Origin of the sequence: Pelagibius sp., from assembly GCF_965249265.1 — a bacterium.
GTDB lineage: Bacteria > Pseudomonadota > Alphaproteobacteria > Kiloniellales > Kiloniellaceae > Pelagibius.
The window spans coordinates 1,313,322-1,338,878 of record NZ_OZ252224.1 but is presented as its reverse complement, the minus strand read 5'-3'; the positions used below and the strand labels follow the sequence as shown (position 1 = coordinate 1,338,878).

At 63.6% G+C, this 25,557-nt stretch carries 17 protein-coding genes; 9 read left to right on the top strand and 8 right to left on the bottom strand.

The window, feature by feature from the left end; translation table 11 throughout:
• Nucleotides 1–273: 273 nt before the first annotated feature.
• The gene (locus tag ACP146_RS06420) at nt 274–3,987 is read left to right on the top strand and encodes a vitamin B12-dependent ribonucleotide reductase (RefSeq protein WP_422365939.1); all 3,714 of its coding nucleotides are present in this window, start codon (nt 274–276) and stop codon (nt 3,985–3,987) included.
• A 129-nt stretch (nt 3,988–4,116) separates the two neighbouring features.
• Here ACP146_RS06420 and ACP146_RS06415 read toward each other — a convergent pair whose 3' ends face one another.
• Nucleotides 4,117–5,916, bottom strand: a complete 1,800-nt coding sequence (locus ACP146_RS06415; RefSeq protein ID WP_422365938.1) for an SLC13 family permease — start codon at nt 5,914–5,916, stop codon at nt 4,117–4,119.
• Between the two features lie 435 nt (nt 5,917–6,351).
• Between ACP146_RS06415 and ACP146_RS06410 the strand changes: the two genes are divergently transcribed.
• The 3 genes from ACP146_RS06410 to ACP146_RS06400 all read left to right on the top strand — a co-directional run bounded on the left by ACP146_RS06410 (nt 6,352) and on the right by ACP146_RS06400 (nt 10,191).
• On the top strand, nt 6,352–8,139 hold the full coding sequence (locus tag ACP146_RS06410; RefSeq protein ID WP_425032331.1) for a DUF4153 domain-containing protein: 1,788 nt from the start codon (nt 6,352–6,354) through the stop codon (nt 8,137–8,139).
• A gap of 129 nt (nt 8,140–8,268) precedes the next feature.
• Nucleotides 8,269–8,736, top strand: a complete 468-nt coding sequence (locus ACP146_RS06405) for a RidA family protein (RefSeq protein WP_422365936.1) — start codon at nt 8,269–8,271, stop codon at nt 8,734–8,736.
• Nucleotides 8,737–8,814: 78 nt separating this feature from the next.
• Nucleotides 8,815–10,191 carry a glutamine synthetase family protein gene (locus ACP146_RS06400; protein WP_422365935.1) on the top strand — a complete coding sequence of 459 codons (1,377 nt, stop codon included), beginning with the start codon at nt 8,815–8,817 and terminating at the stop codon, nt 10,189–10,191.
• An 8-nt stretch (nt 10,192–10,199) separates the two neighbouring features.
• On the opposite strand, the gene ACP146_RS06395 is transcribed toward ACP146_RS06400, so the two are convergent.
• Nucleotides 10,200–10,760 carry a hypothetical protein gene (locus ACP146_RS06395; RefSeq protein WP_422365934.1) on the bottom strand — a complete coding sequence of 187 codons (561 nt, stop codon included), beginning with the start codon at nt 10,758–10,760 and terminating at the stop codon, nt 10,200–10,202.
• Between the two features lie 227 nt (nt 10,761–10,987).
• Here ACP146_RS06395 and ACP146_RS06390 point away from each other — a divergent pair, with 227 nt between their 5' ends.
• The 3 genes from ACP146_RS06390 to ACP146_RS06380 all read left to right on the top strand — a co-directional run bounded on the left by ACP146_RS06390 (nt 10,988) and on the right by ACP146_RS06380 (nt 15,413).
• Nucleotides 10,988–12,145, top strand: coding sequence for a GNAT family N-acetyltransferase (locus tag ACP146_RS06390; RefSeq protein WP_422365933.1), 1,158 nt, complete (start codon nt 10,988–10,990; stop codon nt 12,143–12,145).
• 96 nt (nt 12,146–12,241) lie between these two features.
• Nucleotides 12,242–13,198, top strand: a complete 957-nt coding sequence (locus ACP146_RS06385; protein ID WP_422365932.1) for a carbon-nitrogen hydrolase family protein — start codon at nt 12,242–12,244, stop codon at nt 13,196–13,198.
• An 847-nt stretch (nt 13,199–14,045) separates the two neighbouring features.
• On the top strand, nt 14,046–15,413 hold the full coding sequence (locus tag ACP146_RS06380) for a CoA transferase (protein ID WP_422365931.1): 1,368 nt from the start codon (nt 14,046–14,048) through the stop codon (nt 15,411–15,413).
• A gap of 69 nt (nt 15,414–15,482) precedes the next feature.
• Here the strand turns inward: ACP146_RS06380 and clpA are convergent, their stop codons facing one another.
• From clpA to ACP146_RS06365, 3 genes are all read right to left on the bottom strand, one after another.
• Nucleotides 15,483–17,828: an ATP-dependent Clp protease ATP-binding subunit ClpA gene (clpA, locus tag ACP146_RS06375; RefSeq protein ID WP_422365930.1), complete on the bottom strand. Its 2,346-nt coding sequence runs from the start codon at nt 17,826–17,828 to the stop codon at nt 15,483–15,485.
• A gap of 7 nt (nt 17,829–17,835) precedes the next feature.
• Complete coding sequence (gene clpS, locus ACP146_RS06370) at nt 17,836–18,159, bottom strand: ATP-dependent Clp protease adapter ClpS (protein ID WP_422365929.1); 324 nt, start codon at nt 18,157–18,159, stop codon at nt 17,836–17,838.
• A gap of 373 nt (nt 18,160–18,532) precedes the next feature.
• On the bottom strand, nt 18,533–19,261 hold the full coding sequence (locus tag ACP146_RS06365) for a phasin family protein (protein WP_422365928.1): 729 nt from the start codon (nt 19,259–19,261) through the stop codon (nt 18,533–18,535).
• A 463-nt stretch (nt 19,262–19,724) separates the two neighbouring features.
• Here ACP146_RS06365 and ACP146_RS06360 point away from each other — a divergent pair, with 463 nt between their 5' ends.
• Nucleotides 19,725–20,492: a peptidase gene (locus ACP146_RS06360; RefSeq protein ID WP_422365927.1), complete on the top strand. Its 768-nt coding sequence runs from the start codon at nt 19,725–19,727 to the stop codon at nt 20,490–20,492.
• Here ACP146_RS06360 and ACP146_RS06355 read toward each other — a convergent pair.
• Entirely contained in the window at nt 20,489–21,202 is a 714-nt protein-coding gene (locus tag ACP146_RS06355; protein WP_422365926.1) for a hypothetical protein, read from the bottom strand. The genes ACP146_RS06360 and ACP146_RS06355 overlap by 4 nt on opposite strands.
• A gap of 308 nt (nt 21,203–21,510) precedes the next feature.
• Between ACP146_RS06355 and ACP146_RS06350 the strand changes: the two genes are divergently transcribed.
• Nucleotides 21,511–22,791, top strand: a complete 1,281-nt coding sequence (locus tag ACP146_RS06350) for a D-alanyl-D-alanine carboxypeptidase family protein (protein WP_422365925.1) — start codon at nt 21,511–21,513, stop codon at nt 22,789–22,791.
• 25 nt (nt 22,792–22,816) lie between these two features.
• Here the strand turns inward: ACP146_RS06350 and pgmG are convergent, their stop codons facing one another.
• Together pgmG and ACP146_RS06340 are read right to left on the bottom strand one after the other, a co-directional pair.
• Entirely contained in the window at nt 22,817–24,223 is a 1,407-nt protein-coding gene (gene pgmG / locus ACP146_RS06345; RefSeq protein ID WP_422365924.1) for a phosphoglucomutase/phosphomannomutase PgmG, read from the bottom strand.
• A complete protein-coding gene (locus tag ACP146_RS06340; protein WP_422365923.1) occupies nt 24,220–25,548 on the bottom strand; it encodes a UDP-glucose dehydrogenase family protein in 1,329 nt (442 codons plus the stop codon). The genes pgmG and ACP146_RS06340 overlap by 4 nt, the downstream gene beginning before the upstream one ends.
• Nucleotides 25,549–25,557 lie beyond the last annotated feature (9 nt).

The window sequence follows — 25,557 nt, the reverse complement described above, 5'->3', positions numbered from 1 at the left end:
CGGCTTGCAGGTCTGACGCTACCCCCAATGAACGCGTCTTAACCTGTTCTTAACGCAAAATGTGGTGACCTCGGCCACATGTTGTGGTTTAATGACATCTCGTCACAAGATATGGCAAATCTTGAGGATTTGCGGGGGTTTCGGGGGAAGCAGCGGTCTTGGGGCCGCTCTTTCTGTCTGGTCCGAGGACTCTTCCAGGGGCGCTCCTCGAAGCCGACGTCTCTTGCGACGAAATGCAGGGCTAACTGACAAGGCGAGATTGGAGAATACCGAATGCGGGTTGCGCGTCGTTTTACGGAAACTGGCACCGACGTTTACGACAAGATCGAGTTCCGACGGACATCAAGCGAGATCCGCAATCCCGACGGGTCCCTGGTGTTCCGGGCAGAGGACATCGACGTACCCTCAGCCTGGTCGCAGGTGGCCTGCGACATCCTGGCGCAGAAGTATTTCCGCAAGCGCGGCCTGCCGCTGAAGTCGAAGCGGATTGAAGAGGACAACGTGCCCTCCTGGCTGTGGCGCTCGGAGCCCGACCACGAGGCCATGGCCGACATCGCCGAGGACGAACGCTTCATCGGCGAGACTTCCGCCAAGCAGGTCTTCCACCGCCTCGCCGGCACCTGGGCCTATTGGGGCTGGAAGGGCGGCTACTTTGATGCCGAGGAAGACGCCCGCGCCTACTACGACGAGATGCGCTATATGCTCGCCAAGCAGATGGCCGCGCCCAATTCGCCGCAGTGGTTCAACACCGGCCTCCATTGGGCTTACGGGATCGACGGGCCGAGCCAGGGCCATCACTATGTCGACTTCTCTACCGGCGAGCTGACCCGCGCCGCCAGCGCCTATGAGCATCCGCAACCCCATGCCTGCTTCATCCAGTCCGTCGGCGACGACTTGGTGAACGAGAACGGCATCATGGACCTTTGGGTACGCGAGGCCCGGCTGTTCAAATACGGCTCCGGAACCGGCACCAACTTTTCAGCGCTGCGCGGCGCCAGCGAGCCGCTGGCCGGCGGCGGCAAATCCTCCGGCCTGATGTCCTTCCTGAAGATCGGCGACCGCGCCGCCGGCGCCATCAAGTCCGGCGGCACCACCCGGCGCGCCGCCAAGATGGTCACCGTCGACCTCGACCACCCGGACATCGAGGACTACATCAACTGGAAGGTCGTCGAAGAGCAGAAGGTGGCCGCGCTGGTCACCGGCTCCAAGCTCTGCGACAAGCACCTGAACGCCATCATGCGCGCCTGCAACACGTTTAAAGGTGGTGAAGGCAGCGAGCAGGCCGACGCCTTCGACCCGAAGAAGAACTTCGCCCTGAAAGCGGCGATCAAAGCCGCCCGCGCCTCCATGGTGCCGGAAAACTACGTCGCCCGCGTCATCCAGTTCGCGCAGCAGGGCTATACCTCGATCGACTTCAAGACCTATGACACCGATTGGGATTCAGAGGCCTATCTGACGGTCTCCGGCCAGAACTCCAACAACTCGGTGCGGGTGCCCAACGGCTTCATCGAGGCGGTGCTGAACGACGACGCCTGGAGCCTGATCCGCCGCACCGACGGCAAGACCCACAAAAAGCTGAAGGCGCGCGAGCTCTGGGACCAGATCTCCTACGCCGCCTGGGCCTGCGCCGACCCGGGCATGCAGTACGACACCACGATCAACGAGTGGCATACCTGCCCGGTCTCCGGCCGGATCAACGGCTCCAACCCCTGCTCGGAGTACATGTTCCTCGACGACACGGCCTGCAACCTGGCCTCGCTCAACCTGATGGCTTTTCGCCGCGGTGCCGACAGCTTCGATACCGAAGCCTATGAGCATGCCACCCGGCTGTGGACCATCACCCTGGAAATCGCCGTGCTGATGGCGCAGTTCCCCTCGGCGGCGATTGCCCAGCGCTCCTACGACTTCCGCACCCTGGGCCTCGGCTACGCCAACCTGGGCGGCCTGCTGATGGCCTCCGGCATCTCCTATGACTCCGACGAGGGCCGCGCCCTTGCCGCCGCTCTCTCGGCGATCATGACCGGCATTTCCTACGCCACCTCGGCTGAGATGGCCGAGGAACTCGGCGCCTTCCCGCGCTACGAGGAGAACGCCGAACACATGCTGCGGGTGATGCGCAACCATCGCCGCGCCGCCTATGGCCAGCGCGCCAGCTACGAAGAGCTTTCCATCGCGCCGGTGCCGCTGGAGGCGCGCGCCTGCCCGGACAAGAGCCTGATCAAGTCTGCCAAGAAGGCCTGGGATCTGGCCCTGGAGCTGGGCAACAAGCACGGCTACCGCAACGCCCAGGCAACGGTGGTCGCCCCGACCGGCACCATCGGCCTGGTGATGGACTGCGACACCACCGGCATCGAACCCGACTTCGCCATCGTGAAGTTCAAGAAGCTGGCCGGCGGCGGCTACTTCAAGATCATCAACCGCACTGTGCCCGAAGCGCTGCGCACCCTGGGTTACGGCGAGATGGAGATTGAAACCATCATCCGCCATGCGGTCGGCCACGGCACGCTGATCGACGCGCCGGGCATCAACCACGACGCCCTGAAGGAAAAGGGCTTCACCGAGGCCGCCCTGCAGGCCCTGGAGGCCGGCCTGGCTTCGGCCTTCGATATCAAGTTCGCTTTCAACAAGTGGACGCTGGGCGAAGAGTTCTGCGTCAAGGCCCTGGGCCTCACCGCGGCGGAGATGGACGACGTCTCCTTCGACATGCTGGCCGCCCTCGGATTCACCAAGAAAGAAATCGATGCCGCCAATGCCTACTGCTGCGGCGCCATGACCCTGGAAGGTGCCCCCGGCCTGCAGGAGGAGCATCTGCCGGTCTTTGACTGCGCCAATCCCTGCGGCCGCCACGGCAAGCGTTTCCTCTCGGTCGAAAGCCACATCCGCATGATGGCTGCGGCCCAGCCCTTCATCTCCGGCGCCATTTCGAAGACCATCAACATGCCCGCCTCGGCATCGGTGGAGGACTGCAAGGACGCCTATATGCTGTCCTGGCGTCTCGGCCTGAAGGCCAACGCGCTCTACCGCGACGGCTCCAAGCTGTCCCAGCCTCTGGCGGCGAGCCTGTTGGAGGACATCGCCGACGAGGATGCCGAGCCCCTGGCCGAACAGCTCGCCGAGGCTTCCGCGCCGGAGCGTGCGCAGATCGTTGCCGAGCGCATTATCGAACGGGTTGTGGAGCGCAATCAGGAGCGCAAGCGCCTGCCTCAGCGGCGCAAGGGCTACACCCAGAAAGCCATCGTCGGCGGCCACAAGGTCTATCTGCGCACCGGCGAATACGAAGACGGCACCGCCGGCGAAATCTTCATCGACATGCACAAGGAGGGCGCCGCCTTCCGCAGCCTGATGAACAACTTCGCCATCGCGATCTCCATCGGCCTGCAGTACGGCGTGCCGCTGGAGGAATTCGTCGAGGCTTACACTTTCACACGTTTCGAACCCTCGGGCATGGTCGAAGGCAACGATGCCATCAAGATGTCGACCTCCGTGCTCGATTACATTTTCCGGGAGCTGGCAATCTCCTACCTCGGCCGTAACGATCTGGCCCATGTGGAACCGTCCGACATCAAGCCGGACGCCGTGGGCCAGGGCGACGGCCAGGGGGACCTGCCGGAGGCCTCGGTGGCGGAGACCGTCCGCCGCTACGCCTCAACGGGCTATGTCCGCAGCCAGCTTCTGGTCGTGAACGGCGGCGCCGCCAACGGCACGACCGGCATGGCGAGCAGCCTGGGCGCAAGCGCCCCGGTCTCGCAGCCTGTCGCCTCCAACGGCGCCACCCAAGAGCTCGTCGGCTCCGCAGGCACCGCCGAAGCCGTTGCCGTCGAGACCACAATCGTGCGCGAGGTCGATACTCGCCTGGAGCGCGTCCGCGAGGCGCGTATGAAGGGCTACGAGGGCGATTCCTGCGGCGACTGCGGTAACTTTACGCTGGTGCGCAATGGCACGTGCCTCAAGTGCGCAACCTGCGGCAGCACCAGCGGCTGCTCATGAGGAGCGGCTCGACAGTAACTCAGGTAGAGCCTCCTACCTGTATGACTCACGTCTGAGTTCTCCCTGTGAACTTGAGGGGTGCCCGCGGCGGCGGCACCCCGCTCTTTTCCAGACAGGGCGCAGCCCCCGCTACTGCAGCGGCCAGAACATCGGAATGATGAGCGTCGCCGCCGCCCAGAGCAGGATGTTCAGCGGCAGGCCGATCCTGATGAAGTCGGTGAAGCGATAGCCGCCGGCGCCGTAAACGAAGGTGTTGGTCTGATAGCCGATCGGCGTTGCAAAGCTGGCGCTGGCCGCGAACATCACCGCCACGACGAAGGGTCGGGGATCGACACCGAGCTGTTCGGCGAGGCCGATGACGATGGGGGTCAGCAGAATGGCCGTCGCGTTGTTGCTCATGATTTCGGTCAGCGCCGAGGTGGTGAAGTAGACCGCTGACAGCACCGCAATGGGGCCGAGACCCGCAACGACGACGGCCAGCCCCTGGACGATCATCCAGGCCGCGCCGGTTTTCTCCAGCGCGGAGCCGACCGCCAGCATGCCGAAGATCAGCATCAGAATGCTCCAGCGGATCGAGCTGTAGGCCTCCTCCGGATCCAGGCAGCGCAGCGCGACCACCGCCGTCGCGGCGATCAGCGCCAGGGCCGCGATCGGCAGCACCCCCACAGCCGAGAGCACCATGACCATCAGCACGGCCGCCACGGCAATCGGCGCCTTGTCGCGGCGCAGGGGCCGCGCGCTCGGCTGGCTGAGGTTCACCAGTTCCTTGTAGTCGAAGAGCCTTTTCATGCTCTCCGCCGACCCCTCAAGCAGCAACGTGTCCCCCATGCGCAGGGAGACGCCGTCAAAGTTGCCGGCAAGATTGGCGCCCTGGCGGTGAATAGCCAGGATGTAGGCGCCGTAGAGGCGCCGGAGACTGAGGTTAGAGACCGGCCGCCCGACGAAACGGGACTGTGGTCCGACCACGCCTTCCATCACCACGGTTTCCCGGGTGCCGATGGGCTCGATGGCGTGCACCTCATGGGCGCCGAAGGCGACATCGCCGGCCTCGCGGAGCCCCAGCATGTCGCCGACCTTGCTGCGGATGACCAGCCGGTCGCCCGGCTCCAGCACCAGCTCCGCCAGATGGGCGCGCAGCGAGCTGTCGCGCCGGATCAGGTCGATGACCCGCAGGCCGCGCTCCTCGGTGAAGCCGGCGGTGCTCAGGGGTTTGCCGATCAGCGGTGAGTCCAGAGGGATCAGCACGTCGGCCATGAAGTGGCGGTCTTCGCCGAGCGGCAGCAGGCTGGCAAGGATCTCCCGCTCGGGCAGCAGCCAGGGCGCGGCAATGATCAGGTAGACGACGCCGACAACGCCCAGGACGGCACCGGCCGCCGTAATCTCGAACATACTGAAGGGCTCCAGACCCTGCTGCTGGGCAACCCCGTCGACCAGTATGTTGGTCGAGGTGCCGATCAGGGTGGTCGTGCCGCCGAGAATGGTCGCGAAGGAAAGCGGGATGAGAAGCTTGGAGGCCGAAAGGTTCAGGGTCTTGGCAAGGCTGATGACAACCGGCGTCAGGATGACCACCACCGGCGTGTTGTTGATGAAGGCGGACATCACCATGACGCTGGCCATCATCACGGCGATTGCCAGCAGCGGCGAATGACCGGCGGTTCTGGTCACTGCCTGGCCGAGGGTGTCGATGACCCCGGTCCTCTCCAGAGCGGCGCTCAGCACGAACATCGCCGCAATGGTGATCGGCGCGCTGTTACTGAACACCGCCAGCACGTCGCGGGTCGTTAGGATACCGGTGATCAGAAGGACACCCACCGCACAGAGCGCCACGACATCGGGCGCCATACGTTCACGCACGAAGCCGACGAAGACGACGGCGACGAGCACGAGGACGATGGCAATCTGCAGCGTAGGCCAGTCGATGGCGTTCATGGGAGCCTGCCTTTGCAGCACGCGCCACAGCGCAAAAAACTGGAAAAACCTCCGCCCGCCCGTCGATCGGCGGCTGCGAAGCGTTCTGCCTGTCACTTACTATCCCTTAGAGCCGCGAAAGCGTCCATCCCAAGACAGGGGCCGGACGGGATCAAATTGGTGTCGCCGCGCCCGACAGGCGGCCCGTCTTGGGACCGCAAACTGAGCCATCGATCACGCGTCTACGGGCCTTTTGCCTCTGATGTGCAGGGACGATGAACCCTGCGGGCGGGTTCTACGACTACAGCAGGAGGCGACATTGTGCCGAAGAACAGGGCATGCCCACCGCGATTCGCGGGACAGGGGCCACGCTCTGTGCGATCCTTTGACCGTCGCCGTCGTAAGAAATCATCCATGAAGTGGGAGCTTCCCCCCGTGACACTTTCGAATGCGACGATGACGACCGAAACAAACCCGCCGCGCGGTTGGGCCCTGGTCATACTGGGTGTCGGCCTGGCTGTCGGTTTTCTCATGTACGGCCTGGAGGAAGCGCGCTGGCTGCAGGCATGGGACTTCGGAGTCGGCCAGGGTGTATTGATGGCTGGATTGGCCTTTGCCCTCGCCGGCGCGCGGGGCCGCTGGCAGTTCTCCTCTGTCTTCGCCCTTGTCCTGGGCGCGATCAACGCCCTGCTCATCGTGACGGCGATGCTGCGCTACGGCCAACCAGACCCCTACGGCCGTGATGTTCTGACCTTGAGCATGTACATCGAGTCGCTGCTCTTCTCCCTGATCGCCCTGACATTCTTTCAGGCTTGGCAAAGCGGCCGCAAGACTGCGGCCACACCAAATGGCGACACCGAAGGATGGCACGGCATTACCTATGCGCGGCTCTTCGGCCATTTCTGGGAAACCATCCTGGTCGTTCTCGTCAGCCTCTGCTTTCTCGGTCTGTTCTGGTCAGTGCTCTGGCTCTTCGCATTGCTGTTCCACGAAGTTGGCGTCGAGGCCCTGGAAATCCTGATCGCCGAACCTTTGTTCGAATGGCCCGCCTCTTGCGGCGCCTTTGCCCTCAGCATTTTCTTTACGCGCCAGCATGAGCGCATCATCGCAGCTCTGCGCAGCATCGTTTTCGCGCTGTTTGCCATCCTGACACCGGTTTTCCTGGTCCTCGCCGTCAGCTTCGTGGTGGTCTTGATCTCCGGCGGCCTCGCCCGAATGGAGGGCCTTGTCAGTGCCTCGGCGACCCTCATTGTGCTGGCCGGCTTCGGCATCCTCTTCGTCAACGCGGTGGTCCGCGACGGCGCCTCGGAAGACGAGCAACCCACCGTGGTGCGGGTCAGCGCCCTGTTGTTGCTGCCCTGTCTGCTGCTGTTCTGCGGTTTCGCCGCCTATGCCATCGGCCTGCGCATCGGCCAGTACGGCCTGACGCCTGAACGGATCTTCGTCGCCGTGGCCACCGCACTGCTGACCCTCGCAAGTTTGGCTTATCTCGCATCCCTCCTGGCACGCGAGTCCTGGATGGTCTATTGCCGGCGGATCAACATCGCCCTGATTTTGGTATTGGCAGCGGCGACGGTGGCGCTAATGAGCCCGCTTGCCGACCCTTACAGGCTGAGCGCCGAAAGCCAATACAAACGCCTCGCCAGCGGCGGCGCCGACCCGGCAAAGTTCGAGTACGGCTTTCTGAAGTTCGAGCTCGGCAATGCCGGTCAGGACGTGCTGGCCCGCATGGCCGAAGACAGCGGAATTGCCGATCCCGCCGTCGTCGCCGAACGGCTCGCCGCCTTGGCGCTGGTCGACGACGAGTGGGAGTGGCGCAGCGCGAACCGCGCGGAAAACCAGACGCAGCAGGTGCAGGCGATCCTGGCCGACCGGCAACGGGTGCAGCGCGTGCCCGCAGACCTTGACGTGCCCGCAGACATCGGACCCGACTGGATCCACTACCAGGCAAAGCAATGCGGCGATGCGGGATGTATTCTGACGTCGCTCGACCTGACCGATCAGCCGGGTCCCGAGTTCCTGTTCGCCACCCGGACCGACGACGGCACCCTCACCCTCCACCTCCTGGAGCGGAAGAGTGCGGAGAACGGCTGGAACGCGACCTGGCTGGCTGTGAATTCCGAGGCCGGGGCCTTCTGGTCAGCCCTGCAGAACGGCGACCTCCAGGCCATCACCCCGGCGCACCGGGACCTCAAGATCGGCGACGAGGTCCTGCGGTTGCGCCCGACACCTTCCGGGTCGTAGCTGTGCCTGAATGCTTGTGAAGCCTCGCCGCCTGAGGCTATGCTCCCGCCCCGAACGAAAGGGGCCACACTTCAAGGCCCCGGCCCGAAGTGCAATCGCCCACTTGGATTTATCTGGAGGAACCGCCCGATGGCTGGAACCATTGACGCCCGCTTGGCAGAACTCGGCATCGACGTGCCGGAGGCTGCTGCCCCTGTCGCCAACTACGTCGGCTTCGTGCAGACCGGGAATCTGGTTTTCGTTTCCGGCCAGGTTACGTTGAAGGACGGCAGCCCGCAGTACATCGGCAAGCTGGGCGACACGATCTCCGTCGAAGACGGTCAGGCAGCGGCGCGGCTCTGCGCCATCAACATCATCGCCCAGGTGAAGGCGGCCTGCGGCGGCGATCTCGACCGGGTGCAGCGGGTGGTGAAGCTGGGCGGATTCGTGAATTCCACCGCGGACTTCACCGACCAGCCGAAGGTGATCAACGGCGCCTCCGACCTGATGGTCGAGGTCTTCGGCGACAAGGGGCGCCACGCCCGCGCCGCCGTTTCCGCCGGATCCCTGCCCCTCGGCGTCTCGGTCGAGGTGGAAGCGGTGGTGGAAATCGCCTGAGCGGACCCGGATTTCAGTCCCAAGCACCCCGGCGGTGAGGCTTGACCTTCCGCCGGGGCGGCGGGACAAATAGCCGCTATGCCTGATTCGACGACAGGGCTGCCCGCCGAGGCCGCCGAATTCCTCGCCCGCCACCCGGACACGGTGGCTCTGGACGCCATTTTGGCCGATCTCTCCGGGATCGTCCGCGGCAAGCGCTACCCGGTCGCGGAGATGGGCAAGATCCTGCAGTCCGGCTTCGCCATCCCCGGCTCGGTCTTCATGCTGGACACCCAGGGCGAGAGCAACGACCCGGACGGCCTGGGCTTTTCCGACGGCGATCCGGACTGCCTCGTAAAGGTCATCCCCGGCAGCCTGAAGCCCGTGCCCTGGGCCGAACGGCCTCTGGCCCAGGTCATGGTCACCCTGGAGAGCGAGACCGGCGAGCCTTACTACTACGAGCCGCGCAACGTTCTGGCCCGGGTGCTGGAGCGCTTCTCCGATCTAGGTCTAAGGCCTGTGGTCGCCTTCGAGCTGGAGTTCTACCTGCTCGACCGGGAGCGTCATCCCAACGGGGCGCCCAAGCCGCCGCGGTCGCCCGTCACCGGGCGGCGCGACAGCTCCACCCAGGTCTACGGCATGTCCACCCTGGACGCCTTCGCCGGCATGCTCGATGACATGAGCCAGGCCTGCACCGCCCAAGGCGTCCCCTCCGGCGCCATCACCGCCGAATACGCCGCCGGGCAGTTCGAGATCAACCTGCATCACATCGAAAACCCGCTGAAGGCGGCCGACGATTGCGTGCTGTTCAAGCGCATCGTCAAAGGCGTTGCCCGCAAGCACGGCTTCCAGGCCAGTTTCATGGCCAAGCCTTACGTGGAGCGCGCGGGCAGCGGCCTCCACATGCACGTCAGCCTGCTAGATCAGGCCGGCAACAATGTCTTCGACGGCGGCGCGCAGCCCGCAAGCGATACCCTGCGCCACGCCATCGGCGGTACCCTGGCCCAACTGCCCGAGGCCATGGCCTTCCTCGCACCCAACGTGAATTCCTACCGCCGCTTTGTGCCGGACATCTTTGTGCCGACGCAACGCTCCTGGGGTTTCGAGAACCGCTCCGTTGCCCTTCGCGTGCCGGGCGGCAAGGGCGCCGCGCGGCGTATCGAACACCGCGTCGCCGGGGCCGACGCCAACCCCTATCTGGCCCTGGCCACCCTACTGTCGGGTATTCATCAGGGCATCACCGGCAAGATCGACCCCGGAGAAGCCTGGGTGGGCAACGCCTCGGCCAGCTACGACGAGACCCTGCCCTTCCGGCCGCGCCGCGCCCTGGAAAAACTGGTTCCCGACTGCGGCCTCGCCGGTTACCTCGGCGCCGACTACGTGAGGGCCTATCGGGCCTGTAAGGAAAAAGAGCTGGAGCGTTTCGAGGCCCAGATCAGCCCGCTGGAGTACAGCTGGTTCCTGCAGGCCGACTAAGGCCCGGTCTAGGGCTCCAAAGCCAGGGACGGTTCGAAGATATCGGGGTCGAGTTCCTGACGCCGGATGTTCTTGCGCAGCAACTGAAGCGGCTCGCGATAGCCGTCCACCAGGATCTCCCCTTCCGCCTTCATGATGATGCCGTCCGGGGTTATCCAGAGGTCGAGGACCACGGGGTCTTCCTCAGCAGCTTCCTCCTCAGGCATGCGGGTCACCTGAAAGTGCCCCACCGCCTCGCCCTCGATGGTGAGGTCGGAGAGCTTCTCAGTCTCCAGGCCGCGGAGCACCGCAAAGGCCGGCAACAGCGCCGCCTCGGCATAGGGCAGCTCAAAGAGCTGCCGGCTCTCCACGAACATCACGTAGGCCCGGTTACGGTCCGGCCGCAGGATGGCCACCTGGGTCTGGTCGTCCAGGACAAATTCCTGACGCTCCCAGGAGCCTCTGTTCAGGGTCTTCATCTCCAGGGTCTCGCCGGCATAGCGCACCAGCGTGTCGGCGCTGTAGGAAGCCTCGGGCGCCGGTAGAATGTCGGAGGCCCGCGCCGGCGCCGCGGCGACGAGCACGACCACCAAAGCGGCCAGGAACGGCGGCGCATGAGCCGTTTTTGCCGAATGACTTAACGGGTGACTTAAAAAATTCATTGGTAGAAAAACTAAGACTCTAATCCGCCAATGTCTATGCTGCAGAAGAAGCGGCGGTCCCTCTGATCAACCGGCGAAAAGACACGGCGTCCCTTGTCAGCGGCGTGCTTCGATGTCATCTCCTATGGATCAAGCTCTCAACTCAGCCAGGACAGATGCCGGACGGAAGCGACGCCCTAGCCGTACAGGTAATCAGCCGAATCACGGAGGTACCCGCCGCCGACTGGGACGCCTGCGCCGGCGGCAACCCCTTTGTCAGCCATGCCTTCCTAAACGCCCTGGAGGAAAGCGGTTCGGTCACCGCCGATACCGGCTGGCTGCCACAGCATCTGGTACTGCCCAATCCCGCCGGCGGCCTTTTCGGCTGCGTGCCCCTCTATCTGAAATCCCATTCCTACGGCGAGTACGTCTTCGACTGGAACTGGGCCGATGCCTACGAGCGCGCCGGCGGACAGTACTATCCCAAACTGCAAAGCTCGGTACCCTTCACGCCGGCGACGGGACCGCGCCTGCTGGTTCATCCCGAAGCCGACAAACAAGAGGTCATGACCGGCCTCACCGCGGCCATGATCGAACTGGCGCGGCGCCATCAGGTCTCCTCCCTCCACATCACCTTTCCCCCTAAGGATCAGTTCGATCACTTCGGTGACCTGGGCCTGCTGCAGCGCATCGGCGTCCAATACCATTGGGAGAACCAGGGCTACGCCGACTTCGACGCCTTTCTCGCTGCGCTCGCATCGCGTAAGCGCAAGGCGATCAAGAAAGAGCGTCGCAAGGTCGCCGAGAGCGGCATTGTCCTAAAGGCTTTGAGCGGCGATGAGATCGAACCGCGTCATTGGGACGCTTTCTTCGAATTCTACATGGCGACCGCCGACCGCAAATGGGGCCAAGCCTATCTGACGCGGGAGTTCTTCCATCTCTTGGGCCGCGACATCGGCGACAAGGTCGTGCTGATCATGGCCGACTACGAGGGCGAGCTCGTCGCCGGCGCGCTGAACCTGAAATCAGGCGATACGCTCTACGGCCGCAACTGGGGCTGCCTCGGCCGCTTCCACTTTCTGCACTTCGAAACCTGCTACTACCAGGCCATCGACTATGCCATCCGTCACGGTCTGCGCTGGGTCGAGGCGGGCGCCCAGGGCGAGCACAAGATTCAGCGCGGCTACCTACCGACGGCGACTTACAGCGCCCACTGGATCGGCGATCCGGGTTTCCGCGATGCCGTCGAACACTTCCTGGAACGCGAACGCGAGGCCATGGAACACGAGATCGCCCTGCTCGGCCACCACAGCCCCTTCAAGGCCTGCGACTAAAGCGACACTCAGCCCTTCTTCCGGTTGCCGGTCGTTGACAGTCGGCCGGCATTCGTTTCACTTTGTAACGCCGCTTCAAATTGAACGGAAAACGCTGTGCGTAAGCTGCGGGTTGCTGCGGTGCAGGCCGTCTCGCTGGACGGCGAGATCGCCCGCAACCTTTCCCATGTCGAACCCTTGGTCGCCGAAGCCGCCAAAGACGGCGCCGAATTGATCCTGCTGCCGGAGCTCTACCCGACCGGCTTTCGAATGACGACGGAGATCTGGGAGGCCGCGGAGACTTCTGCAGGGCCCACGGTTCGGTGGCTGCGGGCCACAGCACAACGACTGGGCGTCTGGATCGGGACCAGTTTCCTGGAGGCCGAAGCCGGGCATTTCTATAACAGCTTCGTTCTCGCCGCGCCCGACGGCGAACTGGCAGGGCGCGTCCGGAAATCGACACCGGCGGCGGTGGAGTCCTACTTCTATCGGGCCGGCAGCGATCCGCATGTCATCGATACGCCGCTCGGACGCATCGGTGTCAGCATCTGCTACGAGCAAATGCTCTCCACCGTTGTGCAGGAACTCCAGGCCGCAAAGATCGATCTGTTGCTCATGCCGCATTCGGTACCCCGGCCCACCGCGCAGCGCGGCTTCACTGAAAGCGACGTGGAGCGCATGCTCGACCTCGTGCGCCTGGGCCCACCCTGGCTCGCAGAGACACTTGGCGTTCCCGTTGTCATGGCGAACAAGGCCGGCCCCTGGAAGACCCCGCTACCCTTCATCTTTCCGGCAGAGGACACCATCTATTGCGGTCTCTCCGGCATCTTCGATGCGAAGGGAGGGACGCTGAAGCGCCTCGGCGAAGCGGAGGGAACAGCCATAGCCGATGTTTGGTTGAGACCGGATCGGGATCAACAACCTCTGCCGAAACTGTCAGGCCATTGGTCACGGCCGATGCCTTGGTTCACGACACTGTGGCGCCTGGTCGAGAGCCTCGGCGGTCTGCATTACCGTTTCAGCAAAGCGCGCAAACGGGCGGCCGGGCAGGGGCAACAGGACAGTCCAGAGTGAGAAAAGTCACAATGCAGACGAAGTCTTCCGCCCATGGAATTCGACAACCGGAACCAGGGCAGAGCACCGCCGGCGCAGGCGAACGGCTGGCAAGTCATTGAAAAACTTCTGAAATCACCCGGTCACAGAATGAGTACCTGCGCCACATCGCTGTGACATTTCCGGCTCATGCAAAGCTGCATCCGCCCTCTGCGCAAACTCGGGTTCCGAAGCGATCGGCTTGCCGGTATCACAGCGCCACTCAACAACGCGGCGCCGAACTGCATTTTCATTCGAAGGCCGCGCCCGCAAACACAAAGCAACGGGAAAGGAGGAAGGAAAGCTCAATTCTTGTGCAGACCCTTTGAAGAACGGGAATGCGCCACGCTATTTCAAACAGTCCTATTTGCATGAAGCGCTCGTCCAAACGTTTCGGACCATAAAGCCAACCATCCCGTTTCCGGCGGAAGCCCTGTCAACCCAACGCCTCCGGAAACGACCGAAACGCGGCACCGCATTACCGGTGCAGACACCATCGCGGACGAGCAAAGAGTTCTCAGGCTCAGGAAAATCAAACGAGCTGAGAAACGCTGTCAGGTCGAGGCACCCTCCCCCTCCCTCACCGCGACCGCAGCGCAGTCCCTACCCCCGGGCCAGCCCCAAGTACGCCCGGGCGGCACAGACGGCCAGGACGGCTGCCTGTGAAAGAAAGAAGGGCTCGGCCGCAGGCAGCGGCCGGGCCCTTCTTGTCATCCGACGACGCCCCTCAGCGGTAAAGCGTTCATCGGCGTGCCGACCCGGTCGTGATTGACGGTCCCGTCTCTGCCAGCTTTATTCAAACATCGCCAGCTTCGCTGAAAGCCCAGCCATGCCCCCGCCCTTCCTGGAAGAAATTGCCGCCGCCTTTCCTGCCGCAGAAAACAGCCTCGATCCATCAACCCTGACCATAGCGGGCAAGGGCAACCTGCCCTCCTGGTTCGAGGTCACCGATCTGGCAGCCGCATCCATGGGTCTGGCGGGCCTGATGGTGGCAAGGCTTGCGAGCCCGACAAGGGATGAGGTCCCCCGCGTTACCGCAGACCGCCGCCTGGCCTCCTTTTGGTTCGGCATGACCCTGCGGCCGCAAGGCTGGGAACTGCCGCCGGTCTGGGACCCGATTGCCGGGGACTATCCCACCAAGGACGGATGGATTCGGCTTCACACCAACGCGCCGCACCACCGTGCCGCCGCGCTGTCGGTGCTGGGAAACCACAACGATCGGGAGACCCTGGCAACGCATGTCGCCAAGTGGGAAGCCGACGATCTGGAAGCCGCCGTGGTTGCGGCCGGCGGCTGCGCGGCGGTGATGCGCAGTCTTGAAGCCTGGGCCGCACATCCGCAGGGGGCTGCGGTGCTGCAGGAGCCGCTGATCCATTGGCAAACGCATGAGGGGCGCGACAGGCTCCCTCAACTCGCTCCCCCGGACCGCCCCCTTCGCGGCATCAAAATTTTGGACCTCACGCGGGTGTTGGCCGGGCCGGTGGCCGGCCGCTTTCTCGCGGCTTACGGCGCCGAGCTGTTGCGGATCGATCCGCCAGGCTGGAACGAGCCGGGGGTGATCCCGGAGGTGACGCTTGGTAAGCGCTGCGCCGGCCTGGACCTGAAAAAGCGTGAGGACCGGCAGATCTTCGACAGCCTGCTGGCCGGGGCCGATGTGCTGCTGCACGGCTACCGGCCCGATGCCCTGGCCGGACTGGGCTATGACGCAGATGCCCTGCGCCGCCTTAATCCACGGCTAATCGACGTCTGCCTCAACGCCTATGGCTGGTCCGGGCCCTGGGCCGGACGGCGGGGTTTCGACAGCCTGGTGCAGATGAGCAGCGGCATCGCCGCCTATGGCATGGAAATGAGCGGTGCCGACAAGCCGCAGCCGCTGCCGGTCCAGGCCCTGGATCACGCAACAGGCTATCTGATGGCCGCCGCGGTGCTCCATGCGCTTCAGGAGCGCGCGGCTGCCGGGAGAGTGATTTCCGCAAAGCTCTCGCTCGCCGCCACGGCCGGGCTGCTCAGCGAAACGAAGCGCGCAGCTCTGCACGACGGCCTGGCCGTAGAGACCGAGGCCGACATCGATCCGGCGATCGAAAAAACCACCTGGGGCCCCGCCCGCCGCATCCGCTTTCCACTCACCATCACCGGTATCGCCCCCGTCTGGACTCTTCCGGCCAGCGACCTGCGCACAGCAGCACCGGCCTGGTAGAGAGGCAGCAAAGAAAAGGCCCGGCGCCATCAGGCGGCCGGGCCTTTGTCCCTTCTAAACCGATGGGGGTCAGTCGGCGAGAGCCGTCTCGGTCTTGCCCTTGCCTTTTCCTTTGGGCGGCTTCCCACCCTTTTTCGCTGTGCCCTTGCCCTTGGGCGCGGAACCCTCGGGATAGGTGAAGGTCGGGATGCCGTCCTCGATGTCGACACGCACGACGCCGCCTTTGGCCAGCTTGCCGAACAGCAGCTCCTCGGCGAGAGGCTTCTTGATCTGGTCCTGGATCACCCGGCCCAGGGGGCGGGCGCCGAACTGTTTGTCGTAGCCCTTGGTGGCCAGCCACTCGCGCGCTGCGTCGCTCAGTTCGATGGTCACCTGACGGTCGGCAAGCTGGGTTTCCAACTGGATCACGAACTTGTCGACGACCCGGGCCACGACCTCGGGCTGCAGGCTGTCGAAGGGAATGATCGCATCCAGGCGGTTGCGGAACTCCGGCGTGAAAAGCTTCTTGATCGCTTCCTCGCCCTCGCTCACCCGCAGGTCGCGGCCGAAGCCGATGGCCTGCTTGGCCATGTCGGCGGCACCGGCATTGGTGGTCATGATCAGGATCACGTTGCGGAAGTCGACCGTCTTGCCGTTGTGGTCGGTCATCTTCCCGTAGTCCATGACCTGCAGCAGGATGTTGAAGAGGTCCGGGTGGGCCTTTTCGATCTCGTCCAGCAAGAGCACGCAATGAGGATGCTGATCCACCGCATCGGTCAACAGACCACCCTGGTCGAAGCCGACGTAGCCCGGCGGCGCACCGATGAGGCGGGAGATCGAATGCCGCTCCATGTATTCCGACATGTCGAAGCGGGTCAGTTCGACACCCAGGGAATGGGCAAGCTGGCGCGCCACCTCGGTCTTGCCGACGCCGGTGGGGCCTGAGAAGAGATAACTGCCGATGGGCTTTTCCGGCTCGCGCAGGCCGGCCCGCGCCAACTTGATCGCGGCCGACAGCGCCTCCACCGCCTTATCCTGACCGAAGACCATGGTCTTCAGGTCGCGATCCAGGTTCTTGAGCGCCGTCTTGTCGTCCTTGGAGACGGTCTTTGGCGGAATGCGGGCCATCTTGGCCACCACGGATTCCACATCCTTCACGCCGACGGTTTTCTTGCGCTTGGATTCCGGCAGCAGCATCTGGGACGCGCCGACCTCGTCGATCACGTCGATCGCCTTGTCCGGAAGCTTGCGGTCGCCGATGTAGCGTGCCGAGAGTTCCACCGCCGTGCGGATCGCCTCGTTGGTGAAACGCACGTTGTGGTGATCCTCGTAGTAGGGCTTCAGGCCGCGCAGGATCTTCACCGCGTCCTCGATCGAGGGCTCGATAATGTCGATCTTCTGGAAACGCCGAACCAGGGCCCGGTCCTTCTCGAAGTAGCTGCGGTATTCCTTGTAGGTGGTCGAACCGATGCAGCGCAGCAGCCCGCTCTGCAGCGCCGGCTTCAAGAGGTTGGACGCATCCATCGCGCCGCCGGAGGTCGCCCCGGCGCCGATCACGGTGTGAATCTCGTCGATGAAGAGAACGGCGTTGTCCTGGCCCTCGATTTCCGAGACCACGGCCTTCAAACGTTCCTCGAAGTCGCCGCGGTAGCGCGTGCCGGCCAGCAGCGCCCCCATATCCAGGGCGAAGATGGTCGCTTCCTGCAGCACCTCCGGCACCTCGCCGGCGACGATGCGCCGCGCCAGCCCCTCGGCGATGGCGGTCTTGCCGACCCCGGGATCGCCGACATAGAGCGGATTGTTCTTGGTGCGGCGGCAAAGCACCTGGATCGTGCGATCGATTTCCTCGCTGCGCCCGATCAGCGGGTCGATACGGCCATCGCGGGCTTTGCGGTTCAGATCGACGCAGTAGGCGTCCAGCGCCTCGCGGCCCTTGCGCACCACCTTCTCGGCGTCCGCATCCTCATCGGCGCCCTCGACGGTGCGGCTTTCCTCGTGGCCCTTGGCCTTGGCGATGCCGTGGCTGATGTAGTTCACCGCGTCCAGGCGGCTCATCTCCTGTTCCTGGAGATAATAGACCGCGTGGCTTTCGCGCTCGGAGAACATGGCGACCAGCACATTGGCGCCGGTGACTTCCTCACGCCCCGAGGACTGCACGTGAATGGCGGCGCGCTGCAGAACCCGCTGGAAACCGGCGGTCGGCTTGGCGTCGCCCAATTGGGCGGTGATCAGGCTGGAGAGTTCGTTGTCGATGTAGTCCAGGACGTCGGCGCGCAGACGCTCCAGGTCCACACTACAGGCACGGAGCACCGATACCGCGTCGGTATCGTCGATCAATGCGAGCAGCAGATGTTCCAGCGTTGCGTATTCATGGCGCCTTTCGTTAGCGCCGGCTAAAGCACGATGGAGCGTCTGCTCAAGGTTTGCCGATAGCATCCGGGCCTTATTCCTTCTCTAGGGTGCACTGGAGAGGGTGCTGATTCTGCCGGGCATAGTCTATCACCTGCGTGACTTTTGTCTCGGCAACCTCATACGTAAAAATTCCACAGACCCCGACGCCGCGCTGATGGACATGCAGCATGATCTGCGTCGCCTCGTCGCGGTTCTTGCTGAAAAACTGCTCCAGCACATGGACCACAAACTCCATGGGCGTGTAGTCGTCATTCAGCATCAGGACCTTGTACATCGACGGCTTCTTGGTCTTGGGCTTGCTCTTGACGATTATGCCCGTCGACGTACCGCCGTCGTTTTGTTTGTCGTCACTCATGATCGTACACTACGTCTAATCAGGCTCAGTTTGTTCTCATCACCAAAGCGGGCCCATCGTCCAAAGGGCCCTCTCATCATATTGGGTCGAACTTCATTCGGAAAAGACCCAAGAGCCCTCAGACGAGAATAACCCAAAGAATTCTTCGGGGTGTTAACTCCGCCACACTTAAACGGCGAAATCCGATCCTAACGGCAACGGCCGAGTCGCGTCCGGGAAGAAGCGGCGGCGGTGGATCTCCCGCAGCCGTCGGAACAGAAAGATCGACATAGGTTTTATTTCCTTTTCATCGATCTACTCTTCGTACCCCAGACCCCGAAACGCAAAGGGCCCGGCGCAAAGCGCCGGGCCCTGAGGACGCTATGCGGGCGGTCTAAGCGGCCAAGGGCTTCATCATCTTCTCGACCGTTACATTCAGCTGCGACTGCAGCGGCTCGGCGGCGTCGTTGGCCAGGGTGATGGAAAGCTTGGTCAACTTGGCCGACTCGGCAACCGCCGAATCGAGGCTGCTGCGGGAGTAGGCACGCTGAAGCTCGATCACCTCGGCAAAGGTGGTGACGCCGGCAAGCGCCTGCATGGCGGAGAAACCGGCCTCCATGGTGCCCTGGGCGAAGGTCATCACCTCCAGACCGAGGGTCTCAAAACCCTTGGCGACGACGGTGGATGACTGGACACAGGCATCCACACCGTCCTTACCCAGATTGGCGACATCGTCATAACCCTGGAATACCGTGGAGGCTGCCTTCTCGACCTGCTCCTGGGTCATGGCGACGGCCTGCTCATAGCTCTTGGTGGCCGCCTGGGTGCCTGCCTTGACGACAGCCTCCAGGGTTTCGGTGCCGGCTGCCACGGCGGCTTCCACCGGCTTCATCGCCTCTTCGCTCAAAGGCACGATGGTCTCGACGGCGTCAACCGCAGGCGCAGCGGAAAAAAGCGATGCGACAGGCTCCGGCTTGGCGGCCGTCGGATTGGATGCCGCAGGCTTCTTCACGGCGGCAGTTGCAGATACCGTGGCCTTGGCGGCGGTCTTCTTGGTCGGTGTCCGGGGGGCCGCCGGCTTGCGCGCCGCGGCGGTCTTGGCGGTGGTCTTCTTGGTGGCCATTACGGGCTCTCCTATGGCGTTTTCCTTGGGCTCTCGCCTGGAAACTGTCTTGACTGGGTGTCTTGGGCAGACGGCTGAAAAAAATGGTCGGCTTAGGGGGCGCAATCGGGTTCAGGCAAGCGGCTTCAAGGCCACCGTACCCGGCGTTCAACGCGCCCGTTCAACGCACCGCAGCGGCGCTCGAACGGACCCTTTTTGCTGCAACGCAACATCGCCTCAATCTATTAACCCTTATACTGAAGTCAAGTATAAATTGTGCAGCGCAACAAAACCGGGCGGGTTGTTTGCCCGCTGTGGATAACAGGGGCTCTCGGCGGCCTCACCCGGGGTAATGGCCGGTTGCTGGGCCCAGACGGCTTTGGCAGTATCCGGAGCACCCGGGGACTCCGGAGTCCCCGGGTGAGCAGTCTGCAAGCCCCCCGCCGCGAAGGCTGTGTTCAGGGCACATTTTTCAGGATGGCGTATGACCTATTGTTTGGGAATCAAGGTAAGCGAAGGGCTCGTCTGCCTCGCCGATGGGCGCATCACCAGCGGCAACCAGGTCACCAACGCCCAAAAGCTGTCATTGCACGGGCCGGCAGGCGCCCAGTTCGCCATCATGACCTCGGGTCTTCGCTCCTTGAGAGACAAGACCCTGGCCTACCTCGAGCGGGATATGCGAAAGGATCACGCCACCGGTTTCGCGACTCTGTTGGATGCCGTGGATGCGTACTGCCGCTGCCTGCGCCGCGTGGCCGAAGAGGACCGTGAGCAGATCGAGGGGGCCGATCTGACCTTCAATCTGCACAGCATCATCGCCGGCGCCCAGCCGGAGGATAAGGGGTCCAGCATCTTCCTGGTTTATCCCGAGGGCAACTGGATCGAAGTGGATCAGCGCACGCCCTATCTTTCCATCGGCGCCACCGCCTACGGCAAACCGATCCTGGACCGCGCCCTCACCTATGACAGCGCCATGACCACGGCGCTGAAACTCGCCTATCTGTCTTTTGATTCGTCGCGGTTTTCCTCGGCCGACGTCGGCTTTCCCATCGATCTGGCGACCTACAGCCTGGCCGAGCGGCGTTGGCGCAAGGCCCATTACGACTACGACGACCTGCGCGAACAGCGCATCTGGTGGAACGAGCACCTGACCCAGATGGCGGTGAAGATGCCGGACGGCCCCTGGGTCAAGGAACTGCGGCCCGGCGCCCAGAGCGCCCACCTGACCATCGTCTCGGAAGACGAGAGCTAGAGCGCCAGATTACCGGCCAAACCGTTCTCACCGACCTGCAGGTTGAAAAAGCTGCCGGTTTCATCGCCGCTTTGCCGGTTGCGCGGCAGCCGGGCGTCGGAACGCTCCCCCGGGGTCACCGCCCGCGGCGGCCGTACGGCAATCTCGGTCGCATCCTTTTCGAACAGCAGCGCGTCGAAGGTGATCGCATCGAAACGGGCCGAGGGGAAACGCCAGGCATTGAAATGGAAGACGCCGTCCTTGCAGAGGCTGGAGATCCAGTAGGTTTCCTTGGAAAACAGGCGAAGACCGGTCGGTGCCGCATCAAAGGCCCCGCTTTGCGCGAGAACCGTATCCAACTGATCCAGTGCCGCGCCGTCCAGAGCCGTCTGGCTGGTGGTCCAGCGCGCCCAGCCCAAGGGATCCGACAGAGTCAGCCGGCTTGCATTCAGGCCACTGCGTCCCTGCACTCTCACTGTCAAACCCGCGCCGCCGGCGCCGTCACCGGTCACCTCATAGCTGCGGATCTGTTCGTTGTAGTCGGCGTTGTAGACCAGCCGGTAACGCGGTGCGGTCCCTTCGGCACAGGTTTCGCGGATATCGTCGCCGTTCAGATAGCTGAACCACGTCGCCTTGATGGTCGCCGGATTGTCGATGTCGCCACGATAGGTGCAGGCGGCCAGTCCGAGGGAAAGGACGGCTGCAAACGTGAAAACGGTACGCGGAAACATCTCATCTACCTCCAAAAAGTTGCCCGAATTTCAGGCCGGCGGCTGCCCCGCAGAGGCGTGAAAACCGCACCGAAAGATGGTGAACGCCGAGCCAAATGCCAACAGGGACTGATTGTCCGGCCGCTTCGGGGCCGGCAAGCCTCTGTATTGAACGTATTTTAACCAAGCTGAAAGTGCTGAGCCATTAGACTAGACATAGATTCGGGTAATGCCTTAGAATCGGATTTGATTTCAGGGTTTTCCGGGCCGTTCTTGATGAAAAACCTCTGCGACGCTCTGCCCCGTGCAGGGACAAATGACGGGACCAAATGATTCGCAAACTATCCCTCGCCGCAATCGCGCTGTCTGCCGTCGCTATCCTGGCGACGCTGACCACCCATTCGGCTCAGGCACGCTATGCATCCATGGTCGTTGATGCGGAAACCGGGCAGGTTTTGCATTCGGTGAATGCCGACACCCGCAACTATCCGGCCTCCCTGACCAAGATCATGACCCTTTATATGGTCTTCGACGCCTTGGAGAAGGGCAAGCTGACCCTGAAGCAGAAGCTGAAGGTCTCCAAACGCGCAAGCGGTATGCCGCCGTCGAAGCTGGGCCTGAAAGTCGGCGAGACGATTACGGTCGAGGAAGCGATCCGCGCGCTATCGACAAAGTCGGCAAACGATGTCGCGGTTGTTGTCGCCGAGGCGCTGGCCGGTAAGGAAACCACCTTTGCCCAGGTGATGACCAAACGCGCCCGGGCGCTGGGTATGAACCGCACCACCTTCCGCAATGCCTCCGGCCTGCCCAACCGCGGCCAAAAGAGCACGGCGCGCGACATGGCCCGCCTGGCCAAGGCGGTGATGACGGATTTTCCGCAGTACTATCACTACTTCTCGACCACCAAGTTCACCTACAAGGGCCGCACCCATCGCAGCCACAACAAGCTGCTGAAATCCTATAAGGGGACCGACGGCATCAAGACCGGCTACATCCGGGCTTCCGGGTTCAATCTGGTCGCCTCCGTCGAGCGCAGGGGCCGGCGCCTCATCGCCGTGGTCTTCGGCGGCAAGACCTCCAAGTCCCGCGACCGCCATATGGTGAAACTGCTGGACCGGGGCTTCAAGAAGCTGGCCTCGCAAGGGGTCCGCAAGATTCCACAGGTTCCCGGCCGCAACCCCTTCCGGCCGCTGGTGCCCCTGCAGATTGCCGAGGCTGAAAAAGCGCCGGTCGAAACTGCAGCGGCACAGCCCGCCCGCAACCGGGCGATCAAGCCGGTCATGCCCTCTTCACAGGTCGCCGCCGCGGATGCCCTCGGATCATCGGTCGAGGTGGAGAGCCTGACCAACGACTGGACGGTGCAGGTCGGCGCTTTCAGCCGCTTCCGGGCGGCGCACAGCTCAGCACAGTCGGCCCTGAAAGTGGCCCCCACGCCGCTTCAAGGCGCCAAGGTTGCCATTCGGCGGATCGATTCCGTCAGCCTCGGCACTCTCTATCGCTCCCAACTGACGGGACTTTACGAGAAACAGGCGCGCGAGGCTTGTGAGACGCTGATATCAGCCGACTTCAGTTGTGTCGTCGTTCAGCCTGAAGCGCAAGGCTCCAGGTAACGCGGCCGCGAGCCGGCCTTAAGGCTTAGAATTCGGGAAGATTCAACCCGCTCGCCGTCAACTCGGCGCGCAGTCTGGCAACCAGCTTTTCCAGGTCAGCCGCATTGCCGGCTTCACAGCGGGCCACCAGCACATCCTGGGTGTTCGATGCCCGCAGCAGCCACCAGCCGCCGCCCTCGCGCACACGGACGCCGTCGATGTCGTTGACGTCGGCCCCCTCTGCCGCCAACCGCGCCTCGATCTCCCCGATCACCGCTTTCTTGCGGTCTTCGGCGCAGGGGATGCGGATTTCCGGCGTGGTGCTGAAATCGGGCAGCGAATCCCTGAAGTCTGCCAGGGCCTCACCCGCCTCCCGGTTCAGGATCTCCAGCACCCGGATGGCGGCATAGAGCCCGTCATCATAACCGTAGAAATGATCGGCGAAGATAAAGTGCGCGGCCAGCTCGCCGGCAAAGGGCGAGTCGACCTCCTTCATCTTGGCCTTGATGACCGAGTGGCCGGTTTTCCACATCAGCGGTTCTCCGCCGGCCGCGGCGATCCCATCGAACAGCGCCTCGCTGCACTTCACGTCGGCAATGATGGTCGCGCCGGGATGACGTTTCAGGATATCGCGGGCCAGGAACAGCAGGATCTGGTCCCCCCAGAGAATACGCCCGCGAGCATCGACCAAACCGATCCGGTCGCCGTCGCCGTCGAAGGCGATCCCGAGGTCGCAGGTCTGCGCGGTGACGGTTTCCTGAAGCTGTACCAAGTTCTCCGCAACTGTCGGGTCGGGGTGATGGGCGGGAAAGGTGCCGTCGATGACTTCGTTGAGCAGGAAGTGCTGTCCGGGAAGACGGGCCACGGCGGCAGCCATGGCCTCGCCCATGGCACCGTTTCCGGCATCCCAGGCGACCCTGAGAGTCTGTTTCGGCCCCAGGTCCGCTAGGACCCGATCGATATAGGCATCGAAGATCGAACGCTGTTCGACCGTCCCGCCGCCGCTCTCATAGTCCCCCGCGGCGGCGATCGCGCCCAGTGCCTGGATCTCCGGCCCGAAGAAGGACGCTTTCTCCAGCACCATCTTGAAGCCGTTGTAGTCCGGCGGGTTATGGGAACCGGTGATCATGACACCGCCCTGGACATCCAGCGTGTAGGCGGCGAAGTAGAGCATCGGCGTCGGGCCGCGCCCGATGTCGATAACCTGGAGGCCGCAGTCGCTGAGGCCGGAGGACAAAGCGGCGGCAAGGTCCGGCGAGGAGTGGCGGCCGTCATAGCCGACCGCAATGGCCTTTGCGCCGCGCCTCTTGGCAACCGTTCCAAAGGCGCGGCCCAGGGCGTAGGCATCGGCGGGAAACAGCGTCTCCCCGACGACGCCGCGGACGTCATACTCGCGCAGTATGGTCGGGTCGAAGCGGTGTCGAGCGCTATCCGGAGCCGCGGCCGATGTCATTGCCCCCGTCCGTAGGAGGAAAGCGGCCGCCCCACCGAGAAGTAGTCGAAACCGGCGCCGACCATATCCTGAGGATTGTAGATGTTGCGCAGATCAACCATCACCGGCGCCTTCAGCGCTTCCTTTACGCGTTCCATATCCAGGCCGCGGAATTCGTTCCATTCCGTCACAATAGCCACGGCGTCGGCGCCCGTCATCGCCTCATAGGCATTCTGGCACCACTGGACATCCGGCAACATGGGCTCGGCCTGATCCATACCCTCCGGATCGAAGGCCCGCACCGTCGCCCCGGCGGCCTGCAGGGCCGGTACCATCTCCAGGCTCGGCGCTTCGCGCATGTCATCGGTGTTCGGCTTGAAGGTCAGACCCAGAACCGCAATGGTCTTGCCCGCGACCGATCCGCCGCAGGCCTCGATCACCCGCCCGGCCATGGCTTTTTTCCGGCGGTCGTTGATGTCGGCGACGGTTTCGACGATGCGCATCGGCGAGCCGGCCTTCTGCGCCGTGTGGACCAGGGCGACCGTGTCCTTGGGAAAACAGGATCCGCCGTAGCCCGGACCGGCATGGAGGAACTTGCGCCCGATTCGTCCGTCCAGGCCGATGCCGCGGGCCACGTCGTGAACATTGGCGCCGACCTTCTCGCAGAGATCGGCAATCTCGTTGATGAAGGTGATCTTGGTCGCCAGAAAGGCGTTGCCGGCATACTTCGTCAGCTCGGCGGTTTCCAGCGTGGTGAAAAGAATCGGCGTCTCGATGAGATAAAGCGGCCGGTAGAGGGCGCGCATCACTTCCTGCGACCGCTCGCTCTCCGCGCCGATGATCACCCGGTCAGGACGCATGAAGTCGTTGATCGCCGCGCCCTCGCGCAGGAATTCGGGGTTGGAAGCCACCTCGAAATCGGCCTCCGGATTGGCTTCTGCGATGATGCGCTGAACCTCCCGCCCCGTACCGACCGGCACGGTCGACTTGTTCACCACCACGGTATAGCCCTGGAGGGCACCCGCAACCTCCCGCGCCGCGTCGTAGACATAGCTGAGATCGGCCTCGCCGCCGGTGCGCCCGGTCGGCGTGCCAACGGCGATGAAGACCGCATCGGCCTCGGCCACCGCGGCGGCCAGGTCGGTGGTAAAGCTGAGCCGTCCGGCGGCGCGGTTGTTGGCCACCAGGACGTCGAGGCCAGGCTCGAAGATCGGGATCTCGCCTTTCTCCAGCCGGGCGATCTTGGCGGCATCCTTGTCGATGCAGACCACATCGGTGCCGAACTCGGAAAAACAGGCACCGGAAACCAGCCCGACATAGCCGGTACCAACCATTGCAATACGCATCTTGGGTCC